19 protein-coding genes are annotated in these 20,071 nt (G+C 42.7%); 7 read left to right on the forward strand and 12 right to left on the reverse strand.

The features are described from left to right. Nucleotides 1-15: 15 nt before the first annotated feature. The 3 genes from gcvP to gcvT form a co-directional block, all read right to left on the reverse strand. Nucleotides 16-2,913, reverse strand: coding sequence for an aminomethyl-transferring glycine dehydrogenase (gcvP, locus tag HWQ23_RS25925; protein WP_375466592.1), 2,898 nt, complete (start codon nt 2,911-2,913; stop codon nt 16-18). A 217-nt stretch (nt 2,914-3,130) separates the two neighbouring features. Further along, nucleotides 3,131-3,520, reverse strand: coding sequence for a glycine cleavage system protein GcvH (gene gcvH / locus HWQ23_RS25930; protein ID WP_292834810.1), 390 nt, complete (start codon nt 3,518-3,520; stop codon nt 3,131-3,133). Between the two features lie 125 nt (nt 3,521-3,645). Further along, nucleotides 3,646-4,782 (reverse strand): glycine cleavage system aminomethyltransferase GcvT, encoded by a 1,137-nt coding sequence (gene gcvT / locus HWQ23_RS25935; RefSeq protein ID WP_292834813.1) that lies wholly within the window; start codon nt 4,780-4,782, stop codon nt 3,646-3,648. Between the two features lie 238 nt (nt 4,783-5,020). Between gcvT and HWQ23_RS25940 the strand changes: the two genes are divergently transcribed. Then, complete coding sequence (locus HWQ23_RS25940; RefSeq protein WP_292834816.1) at nt 5,021-5,518, forward strand: pentapeptide repeat-containing protein; 498 nt, start codon at nt 5,021-5,023, stop codon at nt 5,516-5,518. Between the two features lie 147 nt (nt 5,519-5,665). Here the strand turns inward: HWQ23_RS25940 and HWQ23_RS25945 are convergent, their stop codons facing one another. The 6 genes from HWQ23_RS25945 to HWQ23_RS25970 all read right to left on the reverse strand — a co-directional run bounded on the left by HWQ23_RS25945 (nt 5,666) and on the right by HWQ23_RS25970 (nt 11,941). After that, the gene (locus HWQ23_RS25945; protein ID WP_292834818.1) at nt 5,666-5,962 is read right to left on the reverse strand and encodes a type II toxin-antitoxin system HicA family toxin; all 297 of its coding nucleotides are present in this window, start codon (nt 5,960-5,962) and stop codon (nt 5,666-5,668) included. Beyond that, the gene (locus HWQ23_RS25950; RefSeq protein ID WP_292834821.1) at nt 5,959-6,159 is read right to left on the reverse strand and encodes a type II toxin-antitoxin system HicB family antitoxin; all 201 of its coding nucleotides are present in this window, start codon (nt 6,157-6,159) and stop codon (nt 5,959-5,961) included. Before HWQ23_RS25950 ends, HWQ23_RS25945 begins: the two co-directional genes overlap by 4 nt. A 168-nt stretch (nt 6,160-6,327) precedes the next feature. Further along, complete coding sequence (locus HWQ23_RS25955; protein ID WP_292834824.1) at nt 6,328-8,220, reverse strand: tetratricopeptide repeat protein; 1,893 nt, start codon at nt 8,218-8,220, stop codon at nt 6,328-6,330. Between the two features lie 435 nt (nt 8,221-8,655). After that, on the reverse strand, nt 8,656-9,138 hold the full coding sequence (locus tag HWQ23_RS25960) for a PIN domain-containing protein (RefSeq protein ID WP_292834826.1): 483 nt from the start codon (nt 9,136-9,138) through the stop codon (nt 8,656-8,658). Further along, nucleotides 9,128-9,382, reverse strand: a complete 255-nt coding sequence (locus tag HWQ23_RS25965) for a UPF0175 family protein (RefSeq protein ID WP_292834828.1) — start codon at nt 9,380-9,382, stop codon at nt 9,128-9,130. The genes HWQ23_RS25960 and HWQ23_RS25965 overlap by 11 nt, the downstream gene beginning before the upstream one ends. A gap of 141 nt (nt 9,383-9,523) precedes the next feature. Next, nucleotides 9,524-11,941, reverse strand: a complete 2,418-nt coding sequence (locus HWQ23_RS25970; protein ID WP_292834830.1) for a tetratricopeptide repeat protein — start codon at nt 11,939-11,941, stop codon at nt 9,524-9,526. Between the two features lie 615 nt (nt 11,942-12,556). Between HWQ23_RS25970 and HWQ23_RS25975 the strand changes: the two genes are divergently transcribed. Then, complete coding sequence (locus HWQ23_RS25975) at nt 12,557-12,853, forward strand: hypothetical protein (protein ID WP_292834833.1); 297 nt, start codon at nt 12,557-12,559, stop codon at nt 12,851-12,853. On the opposite strand, the gene HWQ23_RS25980 is transcribed toward HWQ23_RS25975, so the two are convergent. The 3 genes from HWQ23_RS25980 to nfi all read right to left on the reverse strand — a co-directional run bounded on the left by HWQ23_RS25980 (nt 12,845) and on the right by nfi (nt 16,265). After that, a complete protein-coding gene (locus tag HWQ23_RS25980; RefSeq protein WP_292834836.1) occupies nt 12,845-14,803 on the reverse strand; it encodes an FHA domain-containing protein in 1,959 nt (652 codons plus the stop codon). The genes HWQ23_RS25975 and HWQ23_RS25980 overlap by 9 nt on opposite strands. A 138-nt stretch (nt 14,804-14,941) precedes the next feature. Then, entirely contained in the window at nt 14,942-15,442 is a 501-nt protein-coding gene (locus tag HWQ23_RS25985; RefSeq protein ID WP_292834839.1) for an FHA domain-containing protein, read from the reverse strand. A 157-nt stretch (nt 15,443-15,599) separates the two neighbouring features. After that, entirely contained in the window at nt 15,600-16,265 is a 666-nt protein-coding gene (gene nfi, locus HWQ23_RS25990) for a deoxyribonuclease V (protein WP_292834842.1), read from the reverse strand. Between the two features lie 248 nt (nt 16,266-16,513). On the opposite strand from nfi, the gene HWQ23_RS25995 reads away from it, so the two are divergent. The 5 genes from HWQ23_RS25995 (at nt 16,514) to HWQ23_RS26015 (ending at nt 20,051) form a co-directional block, all read left to right on the forward strand. After that, nucleotides 16,514-17,035, forward strand: a complete 522-nt coding sequence (locus HWQ23_RS25995; protein WP_292834845.1) for a hypothetical protein — start codon at nt 16,514-16,516, stop codon at nt 17,033-17,035. Nucleotides 17,036-17,206: 171 nt separating this feature from the next. After that, nucleotides 17,207-18,433 carry a hypothetical protein gene (locus HWQ23_RS26000; RefSeq protein WP_292834848.1) on the forward strand — a complete coding sequence of 409 codons (1,227 nt, stop codon included), beginning with the start codon at nt 17,207-17,209 and terminating at the stop codon, nt 18,431-18,433. A gap of 69 nt (nt 18,434-18,502) precedes the next feature. Continuing rightward, on the forward strand, nt 18,503-18,718 hold the full coding sequence (locus HWQ23_RS26005; RefSeq protein ID WP_292834851.1) for a type II toxin-antitoxin system HicB family antitoxin: 216 nt from the start codon (nt 18,503-18,505) through the stop codon (nt 18,716-18,718). After that, on the forward strand, nt 18,711-18,938 hold the full coding sequence (locus HWQ23_RS26010; protein ID WP_292834854.1) for a type II toxin-antitoxin system HicA family toxin: 228 nt from the start codon (nt 18,711-18,713) through the stop codon (nt 18,936-18,938). Before HWQ23_RS26005 ends, HWQ23_RS26010 begins: the two co-directional genes overlap by 8 nt. 147 nt (nt 18,939-19,085) lie before the next feature. Then, complete coding sequence (locus HWQ23_RS26015; protein ID WP_292834857.1) at nt 19,086-20,051, forward strand: aldo/keto reductase; 966 nt, start codon at nt 19,086-19,088, stop codon at nt 20,049-20,051. Nucleotides 20,052-20,071: the final 20 nt, after the last annotated feature.

Genomic DNA, 20,071 nt, shown 5'->3' on the forward strand with positions numbered 1-20,071 from the left:
TTTATTTGTCAGTCCCTAATAAGCATCCATTGGCAGACATGAGCAAACAAAATTCCTGTCGCCAAAGGCTGCATCAATGCGACCAACAGCCGGCCAGAATTTATGTTCACGAGTCCAAGGCGCAGGATAAGCGGCTTGTTCACGAGAATAAGGATGATGCCATTCTCCAGTGATGAGACTTTCGGCGGTGTGGGGTGCGTTCTTCAAAACATTATCTTGGATATCCACCTTACCTGATTCTATTTCGGCGATTTCTTGGCGAATAGAAATCAACGCATTACAGAAACGATCCAACTCTTGTTTAGATTCACTTTCTGTAGGTTCCACCATGATTGTACCCGCTACAGGCCACGAGACAGTCGGCGCATGGAAACCATAATCCATCAGACGCTTGGCAACATCATCGATTTCGATCGCAGCCGATTTTTTGAGCGAGCGCAAATCTAAAATACACTCATGGGCAACTAGACCATTTTTCCCCTGATACAAAACCGGATAGTACGATTCCAGTTTCTTGGCGATGTAGTTAGCATTGAGAATCGCCACCTTAGTTGCTTGGGTTAAACCAGCTGCACCCATCATCGCAATGTACATCCAAGAAATCACCAAAATACTAGCACTACCCCAAGGCGCAGCAGCCACAGCACCAATACGTTGGGAATTAGAGATTTTTTCTCCATTCCCCACAACAGGATGTCCGGGGAGAAATTGCACCAAATGAGAGGCAACACCAATAGGCCCCATACCAGGGCCACCGCCACCATGAGGAATACAGAAGGTTTTGTGCAGGTTTAAGTGACAGACATCTGCGCCAATATCTCCAGGACGGCAAATCCCCACTTGGGCGTTCATATTTGCCCCATCCATGTAAACTTGTCCACCGTGACTATGGACAACAGCGCAGATTTCCTGAATTGGCTCCTCAAAAACACCGTGAGTTGAGGGATATGTCACCATTAAGGCAGCGAGTTCATTGCTGTGTTTTTCTGCCTTAGCCTTCAGGTCATCAACGTCAATATTACCTTGTGAATCACAGGCAACTGCCACTACCTTCATGCCGCACATCACCGCACTTGCAGGGTTTGTTCCGTGTGCTGAGGTGGGAATCAAACAAACATTACGGTGTGCTTCACCTCGATTTTCGTGATACTGACGAATTACTAAAAGTCCGGCGTATTCACCCTGAGAACCAGCATTGGGTTGCAGAGAAATTCCGGCAAAACCAGTAATTTCAGCTAACCATGTCTCAAGTTGCTCAAACAGAATTTGATAACCCTGCGTTTGTGACAAAGGGGCAAATGGATGAATCTTGCCAAATTCCCCCCAACTTACTGGAATCATCTCAGCAGTCGCATTCAACTTCATTGTGCATGACCCCAAAGGAATCATTGATGTAGTTAGCGACAAGTCCTTGCTTTCCAGCTTGTGCAGATAGCGCAATAACTCAGTTTCTGAGTGATAGCGGTTAAAAACTGGGTGCGTGAGATATGTACTTGTACGGGAGAGGGAGAGATGGGGAAGAGAGGCAGAAGTTAATTCTTCTAAAGTGAAGGGTAAATCATCTGTACCAGCAAAAATCTGCCAGAGGTCGATTAAGTCTTCTGGTGTAGTTGTTTCATCTAGCGAGATACCAACAGCAGTTGCATCAAAAACCCGCAGGTTAATTTGAAGTTGTTCGCTAACTGCCAAAATATCTTTTAAATTGCGCCTTCCCAGTTCTACTCGCAGCGTATCAAAAAAATCTTTGGAACTGATGCTGTAACCTAAACGCTTCAGTCCTTCCGCTAGTAACACCGTCAAGGAATGGATATTTTCAGCAATTTGTTTCAGTCCAGCAGGCCCATGATAGACCGCGTACATACTTGCCATTACCGCCAGCAACACCTGTGCAGTACAGATATTACTAGTAGCTTTTTCGCGGCGGATGTGCTGTTCGCGGGTTTGCAAAGCGAGACGCAATGCAGGCTTACCCTGAGCATCTTTTGATACTCCCACAATTCGCCCTGGAACTAGCCGTTTATACTCTTCCTTCGTAGCAAAGTATGCCGCATGAGGCCCCCCAAACCCCAACGGAATACCAAAGCGCTGGGTGCTACCGACAGCAATATCAGCGCCAAATTCCCCAGGAGGGGTGAGCAAAGTTAAACTTAAAGGATCTGCTGCTACCGTTACCAATGCACCCTTAGCATGGGCTTTTTCTATAAAAGCGCGGTAGTCGTAAATGGTGCCATCACTTGCAGGATATTGCAGAACAGCCCCAAAAATTGCTTGATCAAAATCAAATGTTTGATGATCGCCGACAATGATCTTAATCCCTAATGGTTTAGCGCGTGTTTGCAACACGTCGATAGTTTGGGGATGGCAATCACTAGAGACGAAATAGGCATTTGCCTGATTTTTACAAACACCATAGCTTAGGCTCATTGCTTCAGCTGCGGCTGTGGCTTCATCAAGTAACGAAGCATTGGCGATTTCCAAACCTGTTAAGTCGATAATCAGGGTTTGAAAATTTAGCAGCGCTTCCAATCGCCCTTGAGCAATTTCTGGTTGATAAGGAGTATAGGCAGTATACCAACCGGGGTTTTCTAGGATATTGCGCCCAATCACAGGTGGGGTAATACTGTCGTAATATCCCATGCCAATGTATGAGCGAAAAACCTGATTTTTGGCAGCAACTTTTTTTAAGGATGCCAGTGCTGCGTACTCACTTTCTGCTTCTGGTAACTTTAACGGTTGCTTCAGCCGAATTGCCTGTGGAACTGTTTGGTCGATTAGGGCATCCAGGCTGGGAAACCCCAAAACCTTAAGCATTTGCTGGATGTCATCGGAGTTAGGGCCAATGTGTCTTGGCGCAAAACTACTTAACTTTTGACTTTTTTCGTCCAGCACTAGCTGCTGATTAGACTTAAGAATAGGGGCGTTTAATACCACAAATTACTCTCCAGATGGTACTATTTAATATTTTGCAATAAATACTCATCATAAGTAGATGTAACTTTTAAGTTCATCTAAATTTCATGACTTATCTTTATCTTTGGGCGGAGTGCGAGATGGGGGAGATGAGGAAGATGAGGGAGAAAATTTTACCTTGTCCCCCACTCCCTACTCCCTACTCCCTACTCCCTACTCCCTACTCCCCTTCTACCAGGACGCGATACTCATCTGCTGTCAAGGCATCCTCAACTTCGCCAGGGTCATTGACGCGCACTTTCAAAAACCACCCTTCGCCGTAGGGGTCTTCTGATACTTCTTCAGGAGAATTAATTAAGGCTTCATTGCGTTCTATAACTGTGCCTGTCACAGGTGAATTCAGTTCTTCAACGGCTTTCACTGATTCAATTGTGCCAAAGTTTTCTCCTCTGATAAGAGCGTCGCCAATTTCTGGCAGTTCCAAAAAGACGATATCGCCCAATTCATGTACGGCAAATTCAGTAATGCCAATCGTGCCAATTTCGCCATCTAGTCGCACATATTCATGAGAATCCAGGTATCTGAAATCTTGAGGGTATTCAAAAGACATATCACATCCTCTCCCTTATCAAAAAAATTATTACCCCAATAGTCATCCAAGCCATATCTGGTAATGAACCTTACTGTAGATTGAGTAACTTACAACACATTATTCCTCAAAAACCTTGGCGCTTATCAGTTGACGACACGATTTTTTGACCGATAAAAGGGACGTTTAACTACAACTGCTGGATAAGCTTTGCCGCGAATTTCGACTTCTACCTGCTGAGTGACGGTTGCTAACTGGCTGGGAACGTAGGCTAAGGCAATCGGATAACCAAGTGTGGGCGACAGAGTGCCACTGGTAACTTCTCCCACAATTTTACCTGCGGATAACACTTGATAGCCGTGACGGGCAATGTTACGTCCTTGAGTTTGCAAACCTACCAATCGGCGCTGCACTCCAACGGCTTTTTGCCGTGCTAAAACTTCCCGACCAATAAAATCGCCTTTGGTATCTAAGTGAACTAGCCATCCCAAACCTGCTTCTAAGGGTGTGGTGGTGTCATCGATATCTTGTCCGTAAAGTGCCATCGCTGCTTCTAGCCGCAGAGTGTCTCTCGCACCGAGTCCACAGGGAATAACACCAGCTTTATCGAGACTTCGCCACAATTCTACTCCCACATCCGGGTCTACCATCACCTCAAAGCCATCTTCTCCGGTGTAACCTGTGCGGGCTAGGAAGGCGGGTTTACCTAGTAGGGTTGCTTCTAAATGTCCGAAGGCTTTGATTGGTTGTAAGTCTTCTTGCACTAATGGCTGGAGATATTTAATCGCTTTTGGCCCTTGCACGGCTATTAAGACTTTATCTGGTGAAAGGTCTTGGAATTGCAGTTTATCCAAGTCAAGGTGTTGCAATAGCCATGCTTTATCTTTACTGGAGGTTGCCGCATTAACTATGATAAATGCCTTCTGTGTCCCAGTGGCGTCTTCACCTTGATAATAAACAATAATGTCGTCAATAATTCCGGCTTGGGGATTTAACAATACGGTGTATTGCGCTTGACCGATTTGCAAACGACTCAAGTCTGAAGGCACTAGTGGCTGGAGTTGGGAAATCAGGTTTTTACCTTGGAGGGTAAATTTACCCATGTGGGAAATATCGAACATTCCGGCTGTATTTCTTACAGCCTCGTGTTCGCGGCTAATACCACTAAATTGCACGGGCATTTCCCAACCGCCAAAGCTGGTAAGGCGGGCTTTGAGTTCTACACCCAGTTGATATAAAGGGGTTCGCGCCAGAGATTGGGCGTTGTCTTCTTGATTAGCCACAGGTAATTATTATGCGATCGCACCTCAACATCTATCATCCTACGAGATGCTTTCTGGTTTTACAGTCTTGTATATCGAATTTGGGCATTGGGCATTGGGCATTGGGCATTGGGCATTAGTTATTTTTCCTCATCTCCCTTATCTCCCTCATCTCCCTTATCTCCCTCATCTCCTTTATCGTCTTCTGTAAGCTTTAATAGTTAGTGGTGCAAGTGTTGAGATTTATTAAGAAGAGATTATGAAATATTGGCGACAGTTAGCTAGCTTTGTCTTAGCTATGGTTCTTTTTTTGTTTCCCCTATCGGCGCAAGCTGCAAGTTCTTCGAGTATTACCCGTTCTGTGGGGAATGATGAATTTAAGGGCAAAGATTACTCTGGTCAGAGTTTAATTGGCACTGAGTTTACCAATCTCAAATTAGAGAATGCTAATTTTACCAATGCTAACTTACGTGGTGGCGTGTTTAACGGTAGCCTATTGGAGGGAGTAAATCTGCATGGTGCCGATTTTAGTGAAGGCATAGCCTATCTAACAAGGTTTAAGGATGCTGATTTAACTGATGCTGTGTTGACTGATGCAATGATGCTGCGTTCTAGTTTTGATGGCGTGGATATCACAGGTGCTGATTTTACGAATGCGATTTTAGATGGAATACAAGTGAAAAAACTTTGTGTTGCGGCAAGTGGTGTGAATTCTAAAACTGGTGTAGATACTCGTAAGTCTTTAGGATGTAAGTAGAATCTAACCCCTCTTCTTCGCTGGTGAAGAGGGGGATACTATTTTAAACCGTTTTCGGATGCAGAGGGCGATCGCGTTTACAATAACTCTAAAAATCGCTCAACTTTTATACGAGCTTGTTTCAAAATTTTAGCTAGAGTAGAACGCTTATATTATGTCCGCTTGATTACTTATTAAACCCGAAGAACCCCACCCCCAACCCCTCCCCGCAAGCGGGGAGGGGAGACAAAGCACAGCTTTGGCGGGGTGGGGTTCTTTTATTATAGGTAATTTGGCGGATATGATATTAACTGGTCGATGAGCCGGAACCGTCAATTTTAATACTTCATCTGGGGTGAGCTTTTCAAGTCTGATGTGACTACCTCGCTGCCGGACAACTATCCATCCATCTCTTTGTAAAGCAGCAATAATCTCAGTATAGGGTAGGTTTGGAACTTTGCTCACAGAACTAATTCCCTGACGATCGCTCCTTCAGTAATGAATTCGTTTTCCAGTGGCTCAAGGTAAAGTTCTATTGCTTCTTGGATATTTTCTAATGCTTCTTCGAGAGTTTCTCCTTCACTGATACAGCCTGGAAGTGAGGGAACATAGACGGTGTATCCGCCTTCATCACTGGGTTCTAATAGAACTTTTATCTTCATACTTGAGCTTTGTAACTACTTTTTCTATTTTGAATTACTTTTGTGCTGTACTAGTACACCACGGCGTAAATAGAGCAACCATTTAAAATCCATAAAAAGCCTATTCCATAATACTTTTGAATGCGTGAATGCGTGAATGCGTGAATGCGTGACTTCCGCCGTGCGGTACTAGTGATATGCTTCTCTTAAAAAGCTGGCATAATTTGTCCGAACCGTCATAGTAGTAGGATGACTTACACCTAAAGTCCGTTCACAAATTTTCAAAGCTTTCTCAAATAAGGGTTTGGCTTTCCTGTAGCGTCTTGTATTACGGTAGAGTGCTGCTAGATTGTTTAGACTAATGGCGACATCGGGATGGTTGTCTCCCAGCAGGCGTTTACTGAGTTCTAAAGCTTGCTGATACAAGGGTTCGGCTTTGCTATAGCGTCCTGTAGATTCGTAGAGTTGTGCTAAATTGTTCAGGCTAGTGCCAACATCGATATGTTCTTCTCCCAGCAGGCGTTTTCTCAGTTCTAAAGCTTGCTTAAGCAAAGGTTCCGCTTCGCTGTAGCGTCCTGTATAACAGTACAATGCTGCTAAATTGTTCAGGGTAGTGGCGACATGGGGATGTTCTTCTCCCACTAGGCGTTTCCACAGTTCTAAAGCTTGGTGATACAAAGGTTCGGCTTCGCTATAGCCTCCTCTAGATTCGTAGACTAATGCTAAATAGCTCAAGGTAGTGGCGACATCGGTATGTTCTTCTCCCAGCAGGCGTTTTCTCAGTTCTAAAACTTGCTCAAGCAAGGGTTCGGCTTCGCTATAGCGTCCTGTAAATTCGTAGATTCTTGCTAAATTGTTCAGGCTAGTGGCGACATCAAGATGGTTGTCTCCCAGCAAACGTTTTCTGAGTTCTAAAGCTTGCTGATATAAAGGTTCAGCTTCGTTATAGCGTCCTGTAGATTCGTAGAGTCCTGCTAAATTGTTCAGATTAGCAACGACATCGGAATGTTCTAAATTAAGATGATTTTGAGTCAGTTCTACAGACTGTTGCAACCAAGGTTCTGCTTGCTGATAAAGTTCTTGACCTTGATAAAACCAGGCTAATTTGGTAAACAGAGTAATTAGATTTTCATCGCTCAAATATTCGGATAGGTGGGTTGCAACTTCTGTAATGTGCGGGATATGTGGAGTGAGGTTGAGAATATCTTCAGGGTTAAGCTGTTGGGGAATTAACTTTGCTACCTCTAGCATCATCGCTGCAAATTTAGTTTTTGCTTCATCCGCCTCACTTGAGTTATCCAATTTCATTTGGATAAGTCGCCGAATCTGTGGATTTAGACGATAAATTCCTTTACTTTTCTGTTGTAGCAAATGCAATTCTAGTAAATCGGCTATGGCTTTCTCCCAAAGTTGTTGTTTTTTGTCATCTTCTATCGTCTCAACAGATAAGGGAATGTCAGCTAATGCACACAAACTTAGCAAATAGCCAAAGCTTTGTGCATTTTCATCCAGATGTTCCCAACTCAATTCAAAAGCTTCAGCTAGACCATATTCATAAGGCATCAAAGAGTTAGCATTAACTACTGCTTCATGTTCTAGTCGCTTTCTCTGTAGCTGCATCAGCAGTGTTTCCAGAGACAAATCTGGCATTTTATTCAGATATCGCCCCACTAGTTCTAACGCTAAAGGCAAATATCCCAAAAATTTACAAATTCTTCTCGCAACCCAAGGTTCTTGTTGCAGCCGTTCCCAAACCACCAGCGATTTTAATAATTTCATGGCCGCCAATGGTTTGAGGACATCCAATTCGCTATTATATTTCGCGCTCAGGTAAGCTTGTAACTTTTCTAGTTTGCCCCGACTGTTGGAAATAGCTAACTCAGGATAATTCTGGGCGAACTTGTCGTATACCTCGCCCATCCACTTTCTGAAAGCAGCAATATCAACGTTTAATTCGCTGGCAAGTTTAGCTTCACTGTTACCTAAGTTTTTAGTCTTAAAATATTTTATAAAAGCTGCCGTTTGCTTTAGAGATAAGTCATGAGTAGCAGCTTCTTTGGCTAGAAAATTACCCCATTGCATAAACAGCTTGTGAAATTTATTTTTAATTCTACTTTGTCTACATTTGGAAAGCACCTCTCTTTGGGGTAGAAATAGCATTTGCATAGGAACATTTACAAGCAGTGGTTGCCGTTAAACATCGCTACTTGAGCCTTTGAACCTCGAAGTTGAGCCTTTGAGCCTCAAATTTGGCGTTTGGAACTCAAAACAGCTACGCAATGTCTACGACTGGCTACGCCGGAGCAGTATTAAGCTGTTCCACATTTAACTTGCTCCCATTAGGGCGGGCTTTTCGGCCCACCCCACAAGATTTTAATTAAATTTAGATATGTAAACTAGATGTGGAACAGCTTATTGACTTGACTATTGGGTGTGTAAAGGCGATCGCTGCTAAAATTTGAACTACAACTGTTGTGTGGCATCCATTTGGTGTGATTTTGGGAAAGGGTGCGATCGTTATTCCCCTGCTTGTTGTTTTAGCAAATCGACCAAACTATTGGATAACCATAAACCAGCATCACGCAAAGCTTGAATCCCAGGAGATATGCTTGGGATTAGTCCCCGTCTTTTTGCTAATATCAGCAAGCCTCCTGTTCCGATAGTAGTAATACCTAAAGCTTGACCACAACGCCGTGCTGCCCTATCGTCAACAATAGCGGCACAGTCTGAAGTTTTTAGTGCCAAACTCAATACTTGTGATTCTCCCTTCCCTAAATCCCAAGCTGCTACAACAGGAGCAATAGTATTAACTTCTACTATTTGTGTCCAAGAAATACTGGGTAATTGTGTTGATGCAACATCATCTTTTGTTGTGACTTCTTCAAAAACACCTAATGGAACTAAAACTTCTGTGAATAATTGTGGAATTAATTTTGCTTGTTGACTTTTCAACAAAACAATCAAAGGTGAAGAGTTAATAATTACACGATTAATCGACATTTGCCTGTTCCTGGGCTAACTCTTGAGCAGTATATTGCATAAAATCTACTTGGTAGCGTGATAATGCATTAATAAATTCAGCACGAGTTAGCCCAGCAATTTCTGCTGCTTTGGCTTGTGAAATGTCACCTAATTCATACCATTTAACTGCTGCTGCAATTCGCATTTCTTGGATAAATTCTTCAGGATTTTTACGAAGTGCTGAAAATACTGTTTCTGGTAATTGAATTGGTACTGTTCGCATAAATTTATCCTCAGTTTATTAGAGAGCATTCCTCAGCTTATAGTCAAAAGCGCTAATATTGATGTGCGATCGCTGCTAAAATTTGAACTACAACTGTTGTGTGGCATCCATTTGGTGTGATTTTGTGAAAGGGTGCGATCGTTAGCGATATGCTTCTCTTAAAAAGATTGCATAATTTCCCCTAACCCTGATTGTATGGGGATGACCTACACCTAAAGTCTTCTCACAAATTGCCAAAGCTTGCTGATACAGGGGTTCAGCTTCGCTGTAGCGTCCTGTAGAATGATAGAGTGCTGCAAGATTGTTCAAGCTACCGACGACATCGGGATGGTTGTCTCCCAGTAAGTGTTTCCACAGTTCCAAAGCTTGCTGATACAGGGGTTCAGCTTCGCTGTAGCGTCCTGTAGAACCGTAGAGTAATGCGAGATTGTTCAGGCTAGTGGCGACATTGGGATGGTTGTCTCCCAGTAAGTGTTTCCACAGTTCCAAAGCTTGCTGATACAGGGGTTCAGCTTCGCTGTAGCGTCCTGTAGATTCGTAGAGTCCTGCGAGGTTGTTCAGGCTAGTGGCGACATTGGAATGGTTGCCTCCCAGTAAGCGTTTTGTCAATTCCAAAGCTTGATGATACAGAGGTTCAGCTTCGCTGTAGCGTCCTGTAGATTCGTAGAGTAATGCGAGATTGTTCAGGCTAGTGGCGACATTGGGATGGTTGTCTCCCAGTAAGCGTTTTGTCAGTTTCAAAGCTTGCTGATACAAGGGTTCAGCTTCGCTGTAACGTCCTGTAGAACGGTAGAGTTCTGCAAGATTGTTCAGGCTAGTGGCGACATTGGGATGGTTGTCTCCCAATAAGCGTTTGCTCAGTTCCAAAGCTTGCTGATACAAGGGTTCAGCTTGGCTGTAGCGTCCTGTAGATTCGTAGAGTACTGCGAGATTGTTCAGGCTAGTGGCGACATTGGGATGTTCTAAACCAAGACGATTTTCAGCTACTTTTACACATAGTTTGTACCAAGGTTCTGCTTGCTGATAAAGTCCTTGACCTTCATAAAACCAGCCTAAGCCTGTGAAAGGCCAAATTAAATCCTCGTCGCTGAGATATTGGGAAAGGTGGGTTACAACTTCTGCAAGGTGGGGGATAAAGGGAGTGAGGTTGAAAATATCTTCACGGTTAGGCTGTTGAGGAATTTGCTTTGCCACCTCTATCATCTGCATTGTAAAGTTTGTTTTCACCTTATCTGCTTCACTTGACTCATCCAACTTTATTTGGAAAAATTGCCGAATCAGTGGATGTAGACGATAAATTCCTTTAGCCTGCCATTGTATTAAATGCAGTTTCCGCAACTCAGCTATATCTTTCTCCCAGAGTTCTTGTTTATCGTCATCTTCTATCGCCTCAACAGATAACGGAATGTCAGCCAAAGCATACAAACTCAGCCAACAGCCTAAGTGTTGTGCATTTTCATCCAACTGTTCCCAACTCAATTCAAAAGCTTCAGCAACACTATATTCATAACGCATCAATGGGTTAGCCTTGGCTATTGCTTCGTGTTCTAGTCGCTTTTTCTCTAGCCGCTTCAGCAGTTTTTCCAGAGACAAATCTGGCATTGTATCCAGATATCGCCCCACTAACTCTAACGCCAAAGGCAAATATCCCAAGAATTTACAAATTTTTCTCGCAACCCAAGGTTCGCTTTTAAGTCGTTCTCTATTAACCAGCGATTTTAATAATTTCATCGCCGCCAATGGTTTGAGAACACCTAAAGGTAATTGCGGTAAAGTTCTGTCAAATTTCTCGCGCGTTGTCAGCAATACTTTAAACCGGGGTGATTCTGGGGGTAAATAAGGCTGAACCTGTGTTTTGTAGTCAGTGACATTATCAAACACCAGCAGTACTTCACCTTGTTGCCAATTTTGCCAGCAGTATCTCAGCCTATCTGCTAATTCCCAATCGTCCGGTGCAATGAGTTTAAATTTCAATTCTGCAAATCTGAAAATCTGAATTCCGACATCAATACCCTGTGCTGATAACCAGCAAACCCCACCTTGATAATTCTGCAAGTGCTGTTTGGCGTATTGGGTAGCGAGTTCAGTTTTGCCTACTCCACCCATACCCGCCACAGCGACAATTGCAACTTGCCGAGATGTTTGTAATAGCTGGTGCAGTTTTTGTAGTTCCGCCTCACGTCCCACAAATTTTTCAAATGAGACAGCCGGGGGAATATTTTGATGAATTTCTTTAATTGTTGATTGGGCAACGTTCAACTGAGCGCTCACGCCGAAGTCTTGCCCGCCATTATATTTTGCTGTGAGGTAAGCCCGTAACTTTTCTAGCTTACCCCGGCTTTCAGAATTGGCTAACTCAGGATAACTCTGGGCGAATTTGTCATACACCTCAGCCATCCGCTTTTTGAAAGCAGCCGCACTAATGTTTAATTCGCTGGCAAGTTTTGTCTCACTCTTCCCTGAGTTTTCAGTCTTCAAACGCTCTATAAAAGTTGCCGTTTGCTCTGGGGATAAGCTATGAGTAGCAGCTTCATTGGCTAGAAAATCAGCCCATTGCATAGACAGTTTTAATAATTTCTACTTACTTTCTACTTATTTTCTACTTACTTTCTACTTATAGGGTATCTCTTTTTTTTAAGGCAGAGTTACACTAAACAAAGTAAAAGCCTAACGATTTTGCTAGGCTTTTTATGGATTAGAGTAGAGAGTAATTAAGTTCTATCTAGCTGTTCTCAGTCCTTCCTCCTTTTGTTATGGGCATAAGATAGTAAGAGCAAAGTGTTATGTTGCATAACCAAGGCAGAGCCAACTGGTAGAGAATCAGATACTAAGCCCAATGAAACGCTAGTTACATAAATGCCCACTGTGCAAAAGTGTGCATAAACGAACAAAGCAAATAGTTTATTCAACTTTTTACCTCATCTGGAGTGTATAAACGCAAAGCAGACACTGGATTACCGTCCAATTTGTGTCTGCTTATTCGTTTTTAACAGATTACATTATTTTTAGTCACATTAGCTAGGGTATAAAAATTAAAAAATTCCGCATTTTTCTTGATACCCTCAAATGCTGATGTAAAAAATATATCTCACTTTACTAAAGCCCCGGAAATGTTGGGTTTCGTTCCTCAACCCAACCTACGCAGCTTAAGGTTTTAGGCGCTAACTTGAACCTTTGAACTCGAACGTTGAACCTTTGAACTCGAACGTTGAGCCTTTGAACTCGAACGTTGAGCCTTTGAACCTGAACATTGAGCCTTTGAACTTGAACGTTGAGCCTTTGAACCTGAACATTGAGCCTTTGAACTTGAACGTTGAGCCTTTGAACCTCGAAGTTGAACCTTTGAGCCTCGAAGTTGCACCTTTTAACCTCGAAGTTGCACCTTTGAACCTCAAATTTCGAGTTTGGTACTCAAAACAGCTAGTTAAATACTGTATTCCTCCTGCCTTCTGCCTCTTAATACTAAGGTGACTGATTTAACACCCACTTCAACCACTGCCCAAAGGAACTTATAACATTCAACCTTTGGACTCCAGGCGCACGGGCGGCGGCGAGTCCATCAACGGCGACTAATGCGGCATACTGCAAGCCCAAGAAACTATCAACTGCTGCATAGGGGCCACCTAAAGTAATAGCCCCAGCAGCATACATCTGACCTCTATCACTACGCATTTCTACTAATTCAAAATTGTTCGCTACAGTCAATCGCCCCAGATGGTTCACTGGGAGGTTGTAATGTTTCACCAAATCTGCTATTAGGGGATTGGCATCTACCTTGGCATCCAGTCCAGTAGCATCAACAATAAAGTCAGCGAGCAATTTCATTTCCCCAAAGCTTTGCTCTCGGATACGGGTAATAGTCCGGTTTTGGGCATCTCGTTCCACATCCAGAACTTCACCGAAGGTAATTTGATACCAGCCTTCGCTTAACCCTTGGGCAGTAATTTGTTGCCAGTCGTGCCGGTCGGCGGTGGTAGTTCCACCCCAGTCTGCTAGTAAACGCTTGCGTTCATCGGGACTCGCTTTTTCTAACATTGCCCGGAGTTCGCCGCCCCAACAGGCTTTAGGCCAGTTAAAGGGTTGAAATTCGTAATGATTTTTGACTAGGCGCTGGGCATTTTGAAATTTGTTGCCTTGGGGTTTAGGCGATCGCATTAAATGCAAAACTGAAATATTCTGATTTCGCTTTCTGGCTTCATAAATTCGCTGGAAAATCCGCGAAGCCACGATTCCCCGCCCCCGAATCAACACGGTACCACCTTGTTGCTCTAGTTGCTGATAAACATGATCGTGAGCTTCATAAGCATTGACTACAGATTTAAAATCTTGATATTTTTCCCTATAAGCTTGCAAATCTGGGAGAAACTGAATCGCTGGATACCCAGTAGCTAAATGTAAATAACGACTAACTAAAAAAGCATAATTTCCTGGGGCGCGAGAATAGGCTACGCAATATCTGCCATCATCAGTTTTGCGAATTCCCCTAACTCGCCCATAGCGATAAATTTGATTCCAGCCAATGCGCTTGGCTTCCCTATCTATGGAATCAAAGACATTACCCGCACGGGGAGTATAAGTTTCTGCAAATGTTGGTTCAGCAAACACTTGCCACAAATACTTGAATGCTGATTTCATCTGTCCCTTGGTGAAATCGTGCCAAGCCTCACGCAAGGCATAACTAGGCCAGCCCCAAATATTATCAGGACAAGAGTCAGAATTAGAACGCAGTCTTTCATGTAAGGGAATTTGCGAATTCAAACAAAGGCGCTTGTAACGAGCATAAGGCTCCGCCTCTAATCCCAAAGCCACAATCTTCTCAGCACGCACACCACTAATTCGCAGCAAATCAGCCCAAAAAAAGCTACCCAGTCCCGCCCCGATCGCGAGATAATCAGATTCATCTACTGGTAATCCCGTAGCATGAAGTGCTTGCACAGCGACCTTTTGTGCCTGAAATGCCAATGGCGGGAAATTACTTGCCAAGGGCGTTAGCGGCTGGATTACAGGCAACGTGGGGTCTGGAAGATTGGTATTTGCATTGAAATGAATCGTTGAAGGGGGGCTGGTATTTGGTGCAGAAGCGATCGCAGCAAATGTCACCATTATCACATAGGGGCCAATTTGCAACGTATCGCCATTAGCCAGAACACTGCGCGTTTGTGGTTGACCATTGACATACACACCGTTAACGCTACCTTGGTCAATCACCACCAGATGGTCTTGTTCCCAGTCAATTAGGGCATGGTAGCGAGAAACTTCATTACTGTTAAGCAGCATCCTAGAAACCCGCACTCCCCTAAGTTCAGCAGGTAAGCGAGCGAATTCTCGACCAAAAGCGATCGGCATATTCAACCTTGGTTCTCGCCGTTCACCCGTCGCTGGTTCTTCCCAACTCAATTGGATTTGTAAGTCATTTGTCATTTGTCATTTGTCATTGGTCATTGGTTATTTATAATTGGGCATGGAAAAAACTTTTCTCCAGTCTCTACTCCTAACAGACGCGATTAATCGCCTCTACTCCTAACTCTTGTACAGACGCGATTAATCGCGTCTCTACTCCTAACTCCCTACTACGATCACACTCACAGCCGCAGCTAAAGATGTTCCACACCAACGACAGCCTATGTATAGATTCTCTCCTGGGGAAACCTTATGACATTTGGGGCATTCTAAGCCATAAACTCCTGGCTGTGGATGGGGTGGCAGCAAAATTGTTGCTGGAATACTGCCCGTGGAAATGTTAGTAACGTTGAGTTTTATTTGTCCCAAAGAGATACAACTGCCTTCGGTTAAAGGCATTTCACCTTGGACTAATTGGCGTCCATCGACAACGGGGGGATTTTGCGATCGCAAATTTCTGATATAAAAGCGCTGTTGCTGGTGATCAAAAAATATTTCAACGTGCAGACCAGAGACAGTGGGGTGACTCAGAACAATATCGCACTGGAGGCGATCGCGACCGATGCGGACAGTGCCAGGATTTTGACTTGGCTGTTGTTCATAAATGTTCTGAGTTTTATCTTGACCTGCATCGTGCCACTGTAAAGTTAGTGCGTTCATTGTTCTAACTTCATAACTCGTATTTAGTTACTTCAACTTCTTTCTGTGCGATTCCTAACACGATTGAGTCGGTGCAAGCAACTATTTAGAAAAAACTTCAACAAGCTTTATCCCCCCTCTCCTTAGTAAGGAGAGGGGTTGGGGGTGAGGTTTCGCTTTATTTCGCCGAGGCTAATTTATCAGCAATGCGTGTAGTTTCTGGCAGCCGATATTTTGGCGTACAGCGTAATACATAGTCAATCGCTGTCGATAAACTAATCCGATGACCACTGGAGATGTAGAGAGGTTTTACTCCTGTGCGCGATCGCAAAACTGCCCCAATCGTTTCACCCTTATATATCAGTGGTTGCGTGCTGCCTTTTGTTTCTGGCAATTCCTCATGCTTACCTATCAACCTGGACTTGGCTACACCAATTGTTGGCATATCTATAAGTAACCCTAAATGGCTAGCTATACCTAATCTGCGGGGATGGGCAATTCCCTGACCATCACACAGGATGATATCTGGTGTTGTTTTAATCTTTTCCAGCGCATCGAGAACAGCTGGAATTTCCCGAAACGAGAGGAACCCAGGAATATAGGGAAAGGTCGTAGGACGGTGTGCTAGGCTTGTCTCAACTACTTGCAAATCAGGAAAACTCAGTACTGCGACAGCTGCACGGCTAATTGTTCCATCAGCTTCAAAACCCATATCCACACCAGCAACGTACTGGATAGGTTCTTGAAATTGATCCTCAGTAATTACTTGATCTCCCAGCTTTTCTTGGACAACTATGGCTTCCTCCAGTGTCAATGGCCAAGCATAATCTTGATAAATCTTCATGTTTTAATTTGGAATTAAATTGATTGATCTAAATCCTGGTAATTTGGCAAGCAGAGAAAACAAACAGTAATTTTTGATATTGATGCCGGAAAAATATATTTTTTGCAAAAGTCTATGAAAGACTATCTTTATACTAGATATTTTAGCCCAGGTTAGCTGATATATTGCATCATAATGTTACTTAAGGCTGTCAAAAGGGAATCCTGAGAATATAAGTTTATTTTTCCAGATTTTCTCTTTTATTGGTTATGACACAGCCGAATATTCTAAAACTTGCAAGACAGGGAGATGTACAGGCGATCGCATCTCTGATGAACCGCCACCTACGCCCGAAAGCAATCACTGCAAAAGTTGCCTTCAAAGATGCTTGCTTAGAGGTAATGCTAGAATCTGCCCAAGTACCAAATCAGCGAATTTCAGTTGCATTTGTCCGCAAAGGGCTAACGGCTTTAAAGGCTGCATCTATTGAAATAGTGAAAGTTTATGGACAGCAAACGGGCAACGACTTTCCAGCTTGGAGTAAAGAGTTTGATTTAGGCATAGCAGAAGCTGAACTAGAAACAGTAGATAATGAACAGTTTTCCAGGAATCCTCAAACCCTAACTATTTGTATTAACTTAAGTGGCGATACTGCACGCGGATTAACAAGCCAAGATTTTGAAATTATTGCTAATCAAATAAGCACTGATATTTTATCATCTTGTACGAACGTTTTTATTCAAAAAGTAAGTATTAGTAATGGTAGCTCTATGATTACAAAAGAACGCTAGTATTTTATTTTGTTTCACGCAGAGGCGCAGAGAAAAAGCCTAAAATTAGGGCTTTTGTAATAAATTTAATAAATCTATGTAAATTTTAAACATCGGGCTGGAAATATTCTAAAAATGTTGCTTTTACCTGTAAATTGGGAATCCTGAGATAGAAGATATTATCTCAGGTTTTTGGATTTATTGGTTATGACACAGCCGAATACTCAGGAAGTTACTAAGCAAAAGCTACAAACCTTTTACTGGCCTTTATGGTTTCCTTATCCTAGTTCTTGGTTAAAAGCATTGATTTTGACTCTATTTTTGAGATTTATTATATTTCTAGTCACTAATACTGGAAAGGTAGGCTACCGTATCGCATATTTTGTAAACAGTCCTGACTTATTTGCTCTATTTACAATACTGTTAATCTTATCTCCAATTCCTATAATTTCTTGGACTCATCACTGCTTACACTTGCTTATTAGTCGGTTTGTATCAGAAATTCAGGCACCTGAAATAGGTAGAACACAAGGATTATTACCAGGAATAATGAGTTGGTGGGAAGGATTGTACGCTTGGCTTGTAATTGCAATTTCTATACTGATAGCAGCTTGTTTATCTATAATCCTCCTACCATTCTTTAATCTTAGCTACGCTAGACCAATTGAATATTACACAAAAATGCAAAATATTAACAATAATGTAATAGGAATAATTGGGCTGTTCTATATTTCTGCTGGGGCACTAACTTATCAAATTGAATATTTGGTAAGACGACGATTAATATCTACTTATTCTGGTAATCAAAAAACAGATGCAAGTAAATCTAACACTGATTTGAATACAGATAAAGAACTCAATATATTACGTGGTAAAATGGGCTTACACAAAATAAAATCAAATATTTCATCGAATGAGGAAGAAACTACAATTATTAAGGCTCCACGCAAGTATCGTAATTTAAATAAAAATTTGCTGCTCATTTGTTTGATATTTTTAATTCCTATAGGAATATACTTCTATTCTAAGTTCGGAGAAATACTTCCCCTAACCTCTAAAATCGCAACACAAATACCATCAAAGTCTGTATTAGTTACACCCTCACAAATGACTTCAGAATCGCCAACTGTGTTACTTAAAACTGATACATTCCCAGAAGCAGTAAGTAAAGCAATCAATGCAGCTAACCTTACTCAATCAGCAAAATCTCCAGATGAGTGGAAGACAGTTGTGAGTGAGTGGGAATCTGCGATCGCACTTATGAAAACTGTGCCATCTTCTAGCCCCAATTATGTAGTCGCTCAACAAAAAATCAAAGAATATCAGATAAATCTAAACTATGCTGAGAAAAATTCTGTTGATAATAAGGGAAGCGATGTCTACGACGGGCTACGCCTACGCACCTCAAAATTAAACTAGAAAAAGCAGTGCTGCATCTCTACGCCCGTCGTAGACATCGCTCAACTATCTCTATCAAAATAAAACCCTATGAAGACCAAAACATTAACTGCCATTATTCACAAAGAAGAAGATATGTATGTTGCTGAATGTCCTGAAGTCGGCACAGTTGACCAAGGTGAAACAATTGAAGAAGCTCTTGCTAATCTTAAAGAAGCTACAAGGCTATACCTAGAAGAATCTCCTTTGCTCGACACTGATGCTAGTCCCAGATTTGTAACGAGTATAGAGGTCAGCTATGCCTAGATTGCCAAGAATATCAGGCAATGAGGCAATTCGTGCATTAGAGCGCTTAGGATTTATTCAAACTAGACAAACTGGTAGTCATGTTGTACTTAAAAAACCAACTCTTGAAGGAGAGATTGTTTGTGTTGTACCACTCCACCGCGAGTTAAAAGTTGGTACACTCAGTGGTGTTCTTAAGCAAGCAAAAGTCACACCTGAAGAGTTTATAGAAAATTTGTGAGCGCGTAGGCGTAGCCCGTCGTAGACATCGCTCTTATTTTTACCTATCCTGATGAAATGTGATGGATTTATCCTTTAGAAGGATATCCGGTTAATTCTCCCTAGCTAAAATTTTATAATAAAAGTTATTTCGCCCCCGAAGCCAATCATGACAGAAGGAAAAACGCGGCGTAATTTCTTAATTACCAGCATTGCTGTAACTGGAGGTATTGTGGCAACTAATGCTTTTCAGGAAAATACTACCAACATCGCAACACCCCCAGCAACTATGCCAGAACGGGTGTTGGGACGCACAAAAGTAAAACTCCCGATCTTCGGGTTAGGAGGGGCAGGACAAACCCCGCTATCCTGGGAAGGAAAAGAGAGTGATGCTACGGCAATTATTCAAAGAGCGCTAGAACTTGGTATTCGCTACTTTGATACAGCACCTAGTTATGGGCCGAGTGAAGATTATTTAGGCAAAGTGTTACCACCCCATCGCTCAAAGCTGTTTCTAGCAAGCAAGACTGATCAAAGAGATCGGGATGGTGCATGGCGAGAATTGGAGCGATCGCTTAAACGTCTCAATACAGATTATCTCGATTTGTGGCAGTTGCATCGCGTTTCTTTTTCCGAAGAACTCGACACCATCTTTAGTGCATCTGGCGCAATTAAAGCTTTGGAAGAAGCCATACAACAAAAATTGGTGCGGTTCGCAGGTATTACCGGACATCACGACCCTCAAGTAATTGCCGAAGGATTACGCCGCTATCCTTTCCACACTACACTGATTCCTGTGAATGCCGCCGACAAACACCACCCACATCCATTTATCCCAGTGGTTCTACCAGTAGCTCAAGAAAAAAATGTCGGTGTGATTGCGATGAAAGTCCCGGCTTATGGTCGGCTGTTTAAATCAGGTGGGTTGACAGGTATGGAGCAAGCTTTAGGTTACACAATGTCTCAGCCTGGAGTACATTGTTGTGTAATTGCGGCAGAGACTATTGCACAATTAGAGAAAAATGTCAAGATAGCGCGGGCTTTTGTGCCTCTTAAGGAGCAAGAATTGGCAGCGATCGCAGGGCGGACTGCTAATATCTGGGAAGATAGTACATTCTTCCGTGCTTGGACTTAGTACAAGCTTGCACATATTAC

The sequence above is a fragment of the Nostoc sp. JL33 genome (assembly GCF_017114985.1).
In the GTDB taxonomy this organism is placed as follows: domain Bacteria; phylum Cyanobacteriota; class Cyanobacteriia; order Cyanobacteriales; family Nostocaceae; genus Nostoc.

What these genes read in the sequence shown, in the direction of transcription:
- HWQ23_RS25970 (WP_292834830.1), bottom strand. Translation starts at nt 11,941, where the DNA reads ATGCAATGGGCTGATTTTCTAGCCAATGAAGCTGCTACTCATAGCTTA.
- HWQ23_RS25940 (WP_292834816.1), top strand. Translation starts at nt 5,021, where the DNA reads ATGAAATATTGGCGACAGTTAGCTAGCTTTGTCTTAGCTATGGTTCTT.
- HWQ23_RS26010 (WP_292834854.1), top strand. Translation starts at nt 18,711, where the DNA reads ATGCCTAGATTGCCAAGAATATCAGGCAATGAGGCAATTCGTGCATTA.
- HWQ23_RS25955 (WP_292834824.1), bottom strand. Translation starts at nt 8,220, where the DNA reads ATGCAATGGGGTAATTTTCTAGCCAAAGAAGCTGCTACTCATGACTTA.
- HWQ23_RS26015 (WP_292834857.1), top strand. Translation starts at nt 19,086, where the DNA reads ATGACAGAAGGAAAAACGCGGCGTAATTTCTTAATTACCAGCATTGCT.
- HWQ23_RS25965 (WP_292834828.1), bottom strand. Translation starts at nt 9,382, where the DNA reads ATGCGAACAGTACCAATTCAATTACCAGAAACAGTATTTTCAGCACTT.
- HWQ23_RS25960 (WP_292834826.1), bottom strand. Translation starts at nt 9,138, where the DNA reads ATGTCGATTAATCGTGTAATTATTAACTCTTCACCTTTGATTGTTTTG.
- gcvH (WP_292834810.1), bottom strand. Translation starts at nt 3,520, where the DNA reads ATGTCTTTTGAATACCCTCAAGATTTCAGATACCTGGATTCTCATGAA.
- HWQ23_RS25950 (WP_292834821.1), bottom strand. Translation starts at nt 6,159, where the DNA reads ATGAAGATAAAAGTTCTATTAGAACCCAGTGATGAAGGCGGATACACC.
- HWQ23_RS25995 (WP_292834845.1), top strand. Translation starts at nt 16,514, where the DNA reads ATGACACAGCCGAATATTCTAAAACTTGCAAGACAGGGAGATGTACAG.
- nfi (WP_292834842.1), bottom strand. Translation starts at nt 16,265, where the DNA reads ATGAAGATTTATCAAGATTATGCTTGGCCATTGACACTGGAGGAAGCC.
- HWQ23_RS25985 (WP_292834839.1), bottom strand. Translation starts at nt 15,442, where the DNA reads ATGAACGCACTAACTTTACAGTGGCACGATGCAGGTCAAGATAAAACT.
- HWQ23_RS25980 (WP_292834836.1), bottom strand. Translation starts at nt 14,803, where the DNA reads ATGACAAATGACTTACAAATCCAATTGAGTTGGGAAGAACCAGCGACG.
- HWQ23_RS26005 (WP_292834851.1), top strand. Translation starts at nt 18,503, where the DNA reads ATGAAGACCAAAACATTAACTGCCATTATTCACAAAGAAGAAGATATG.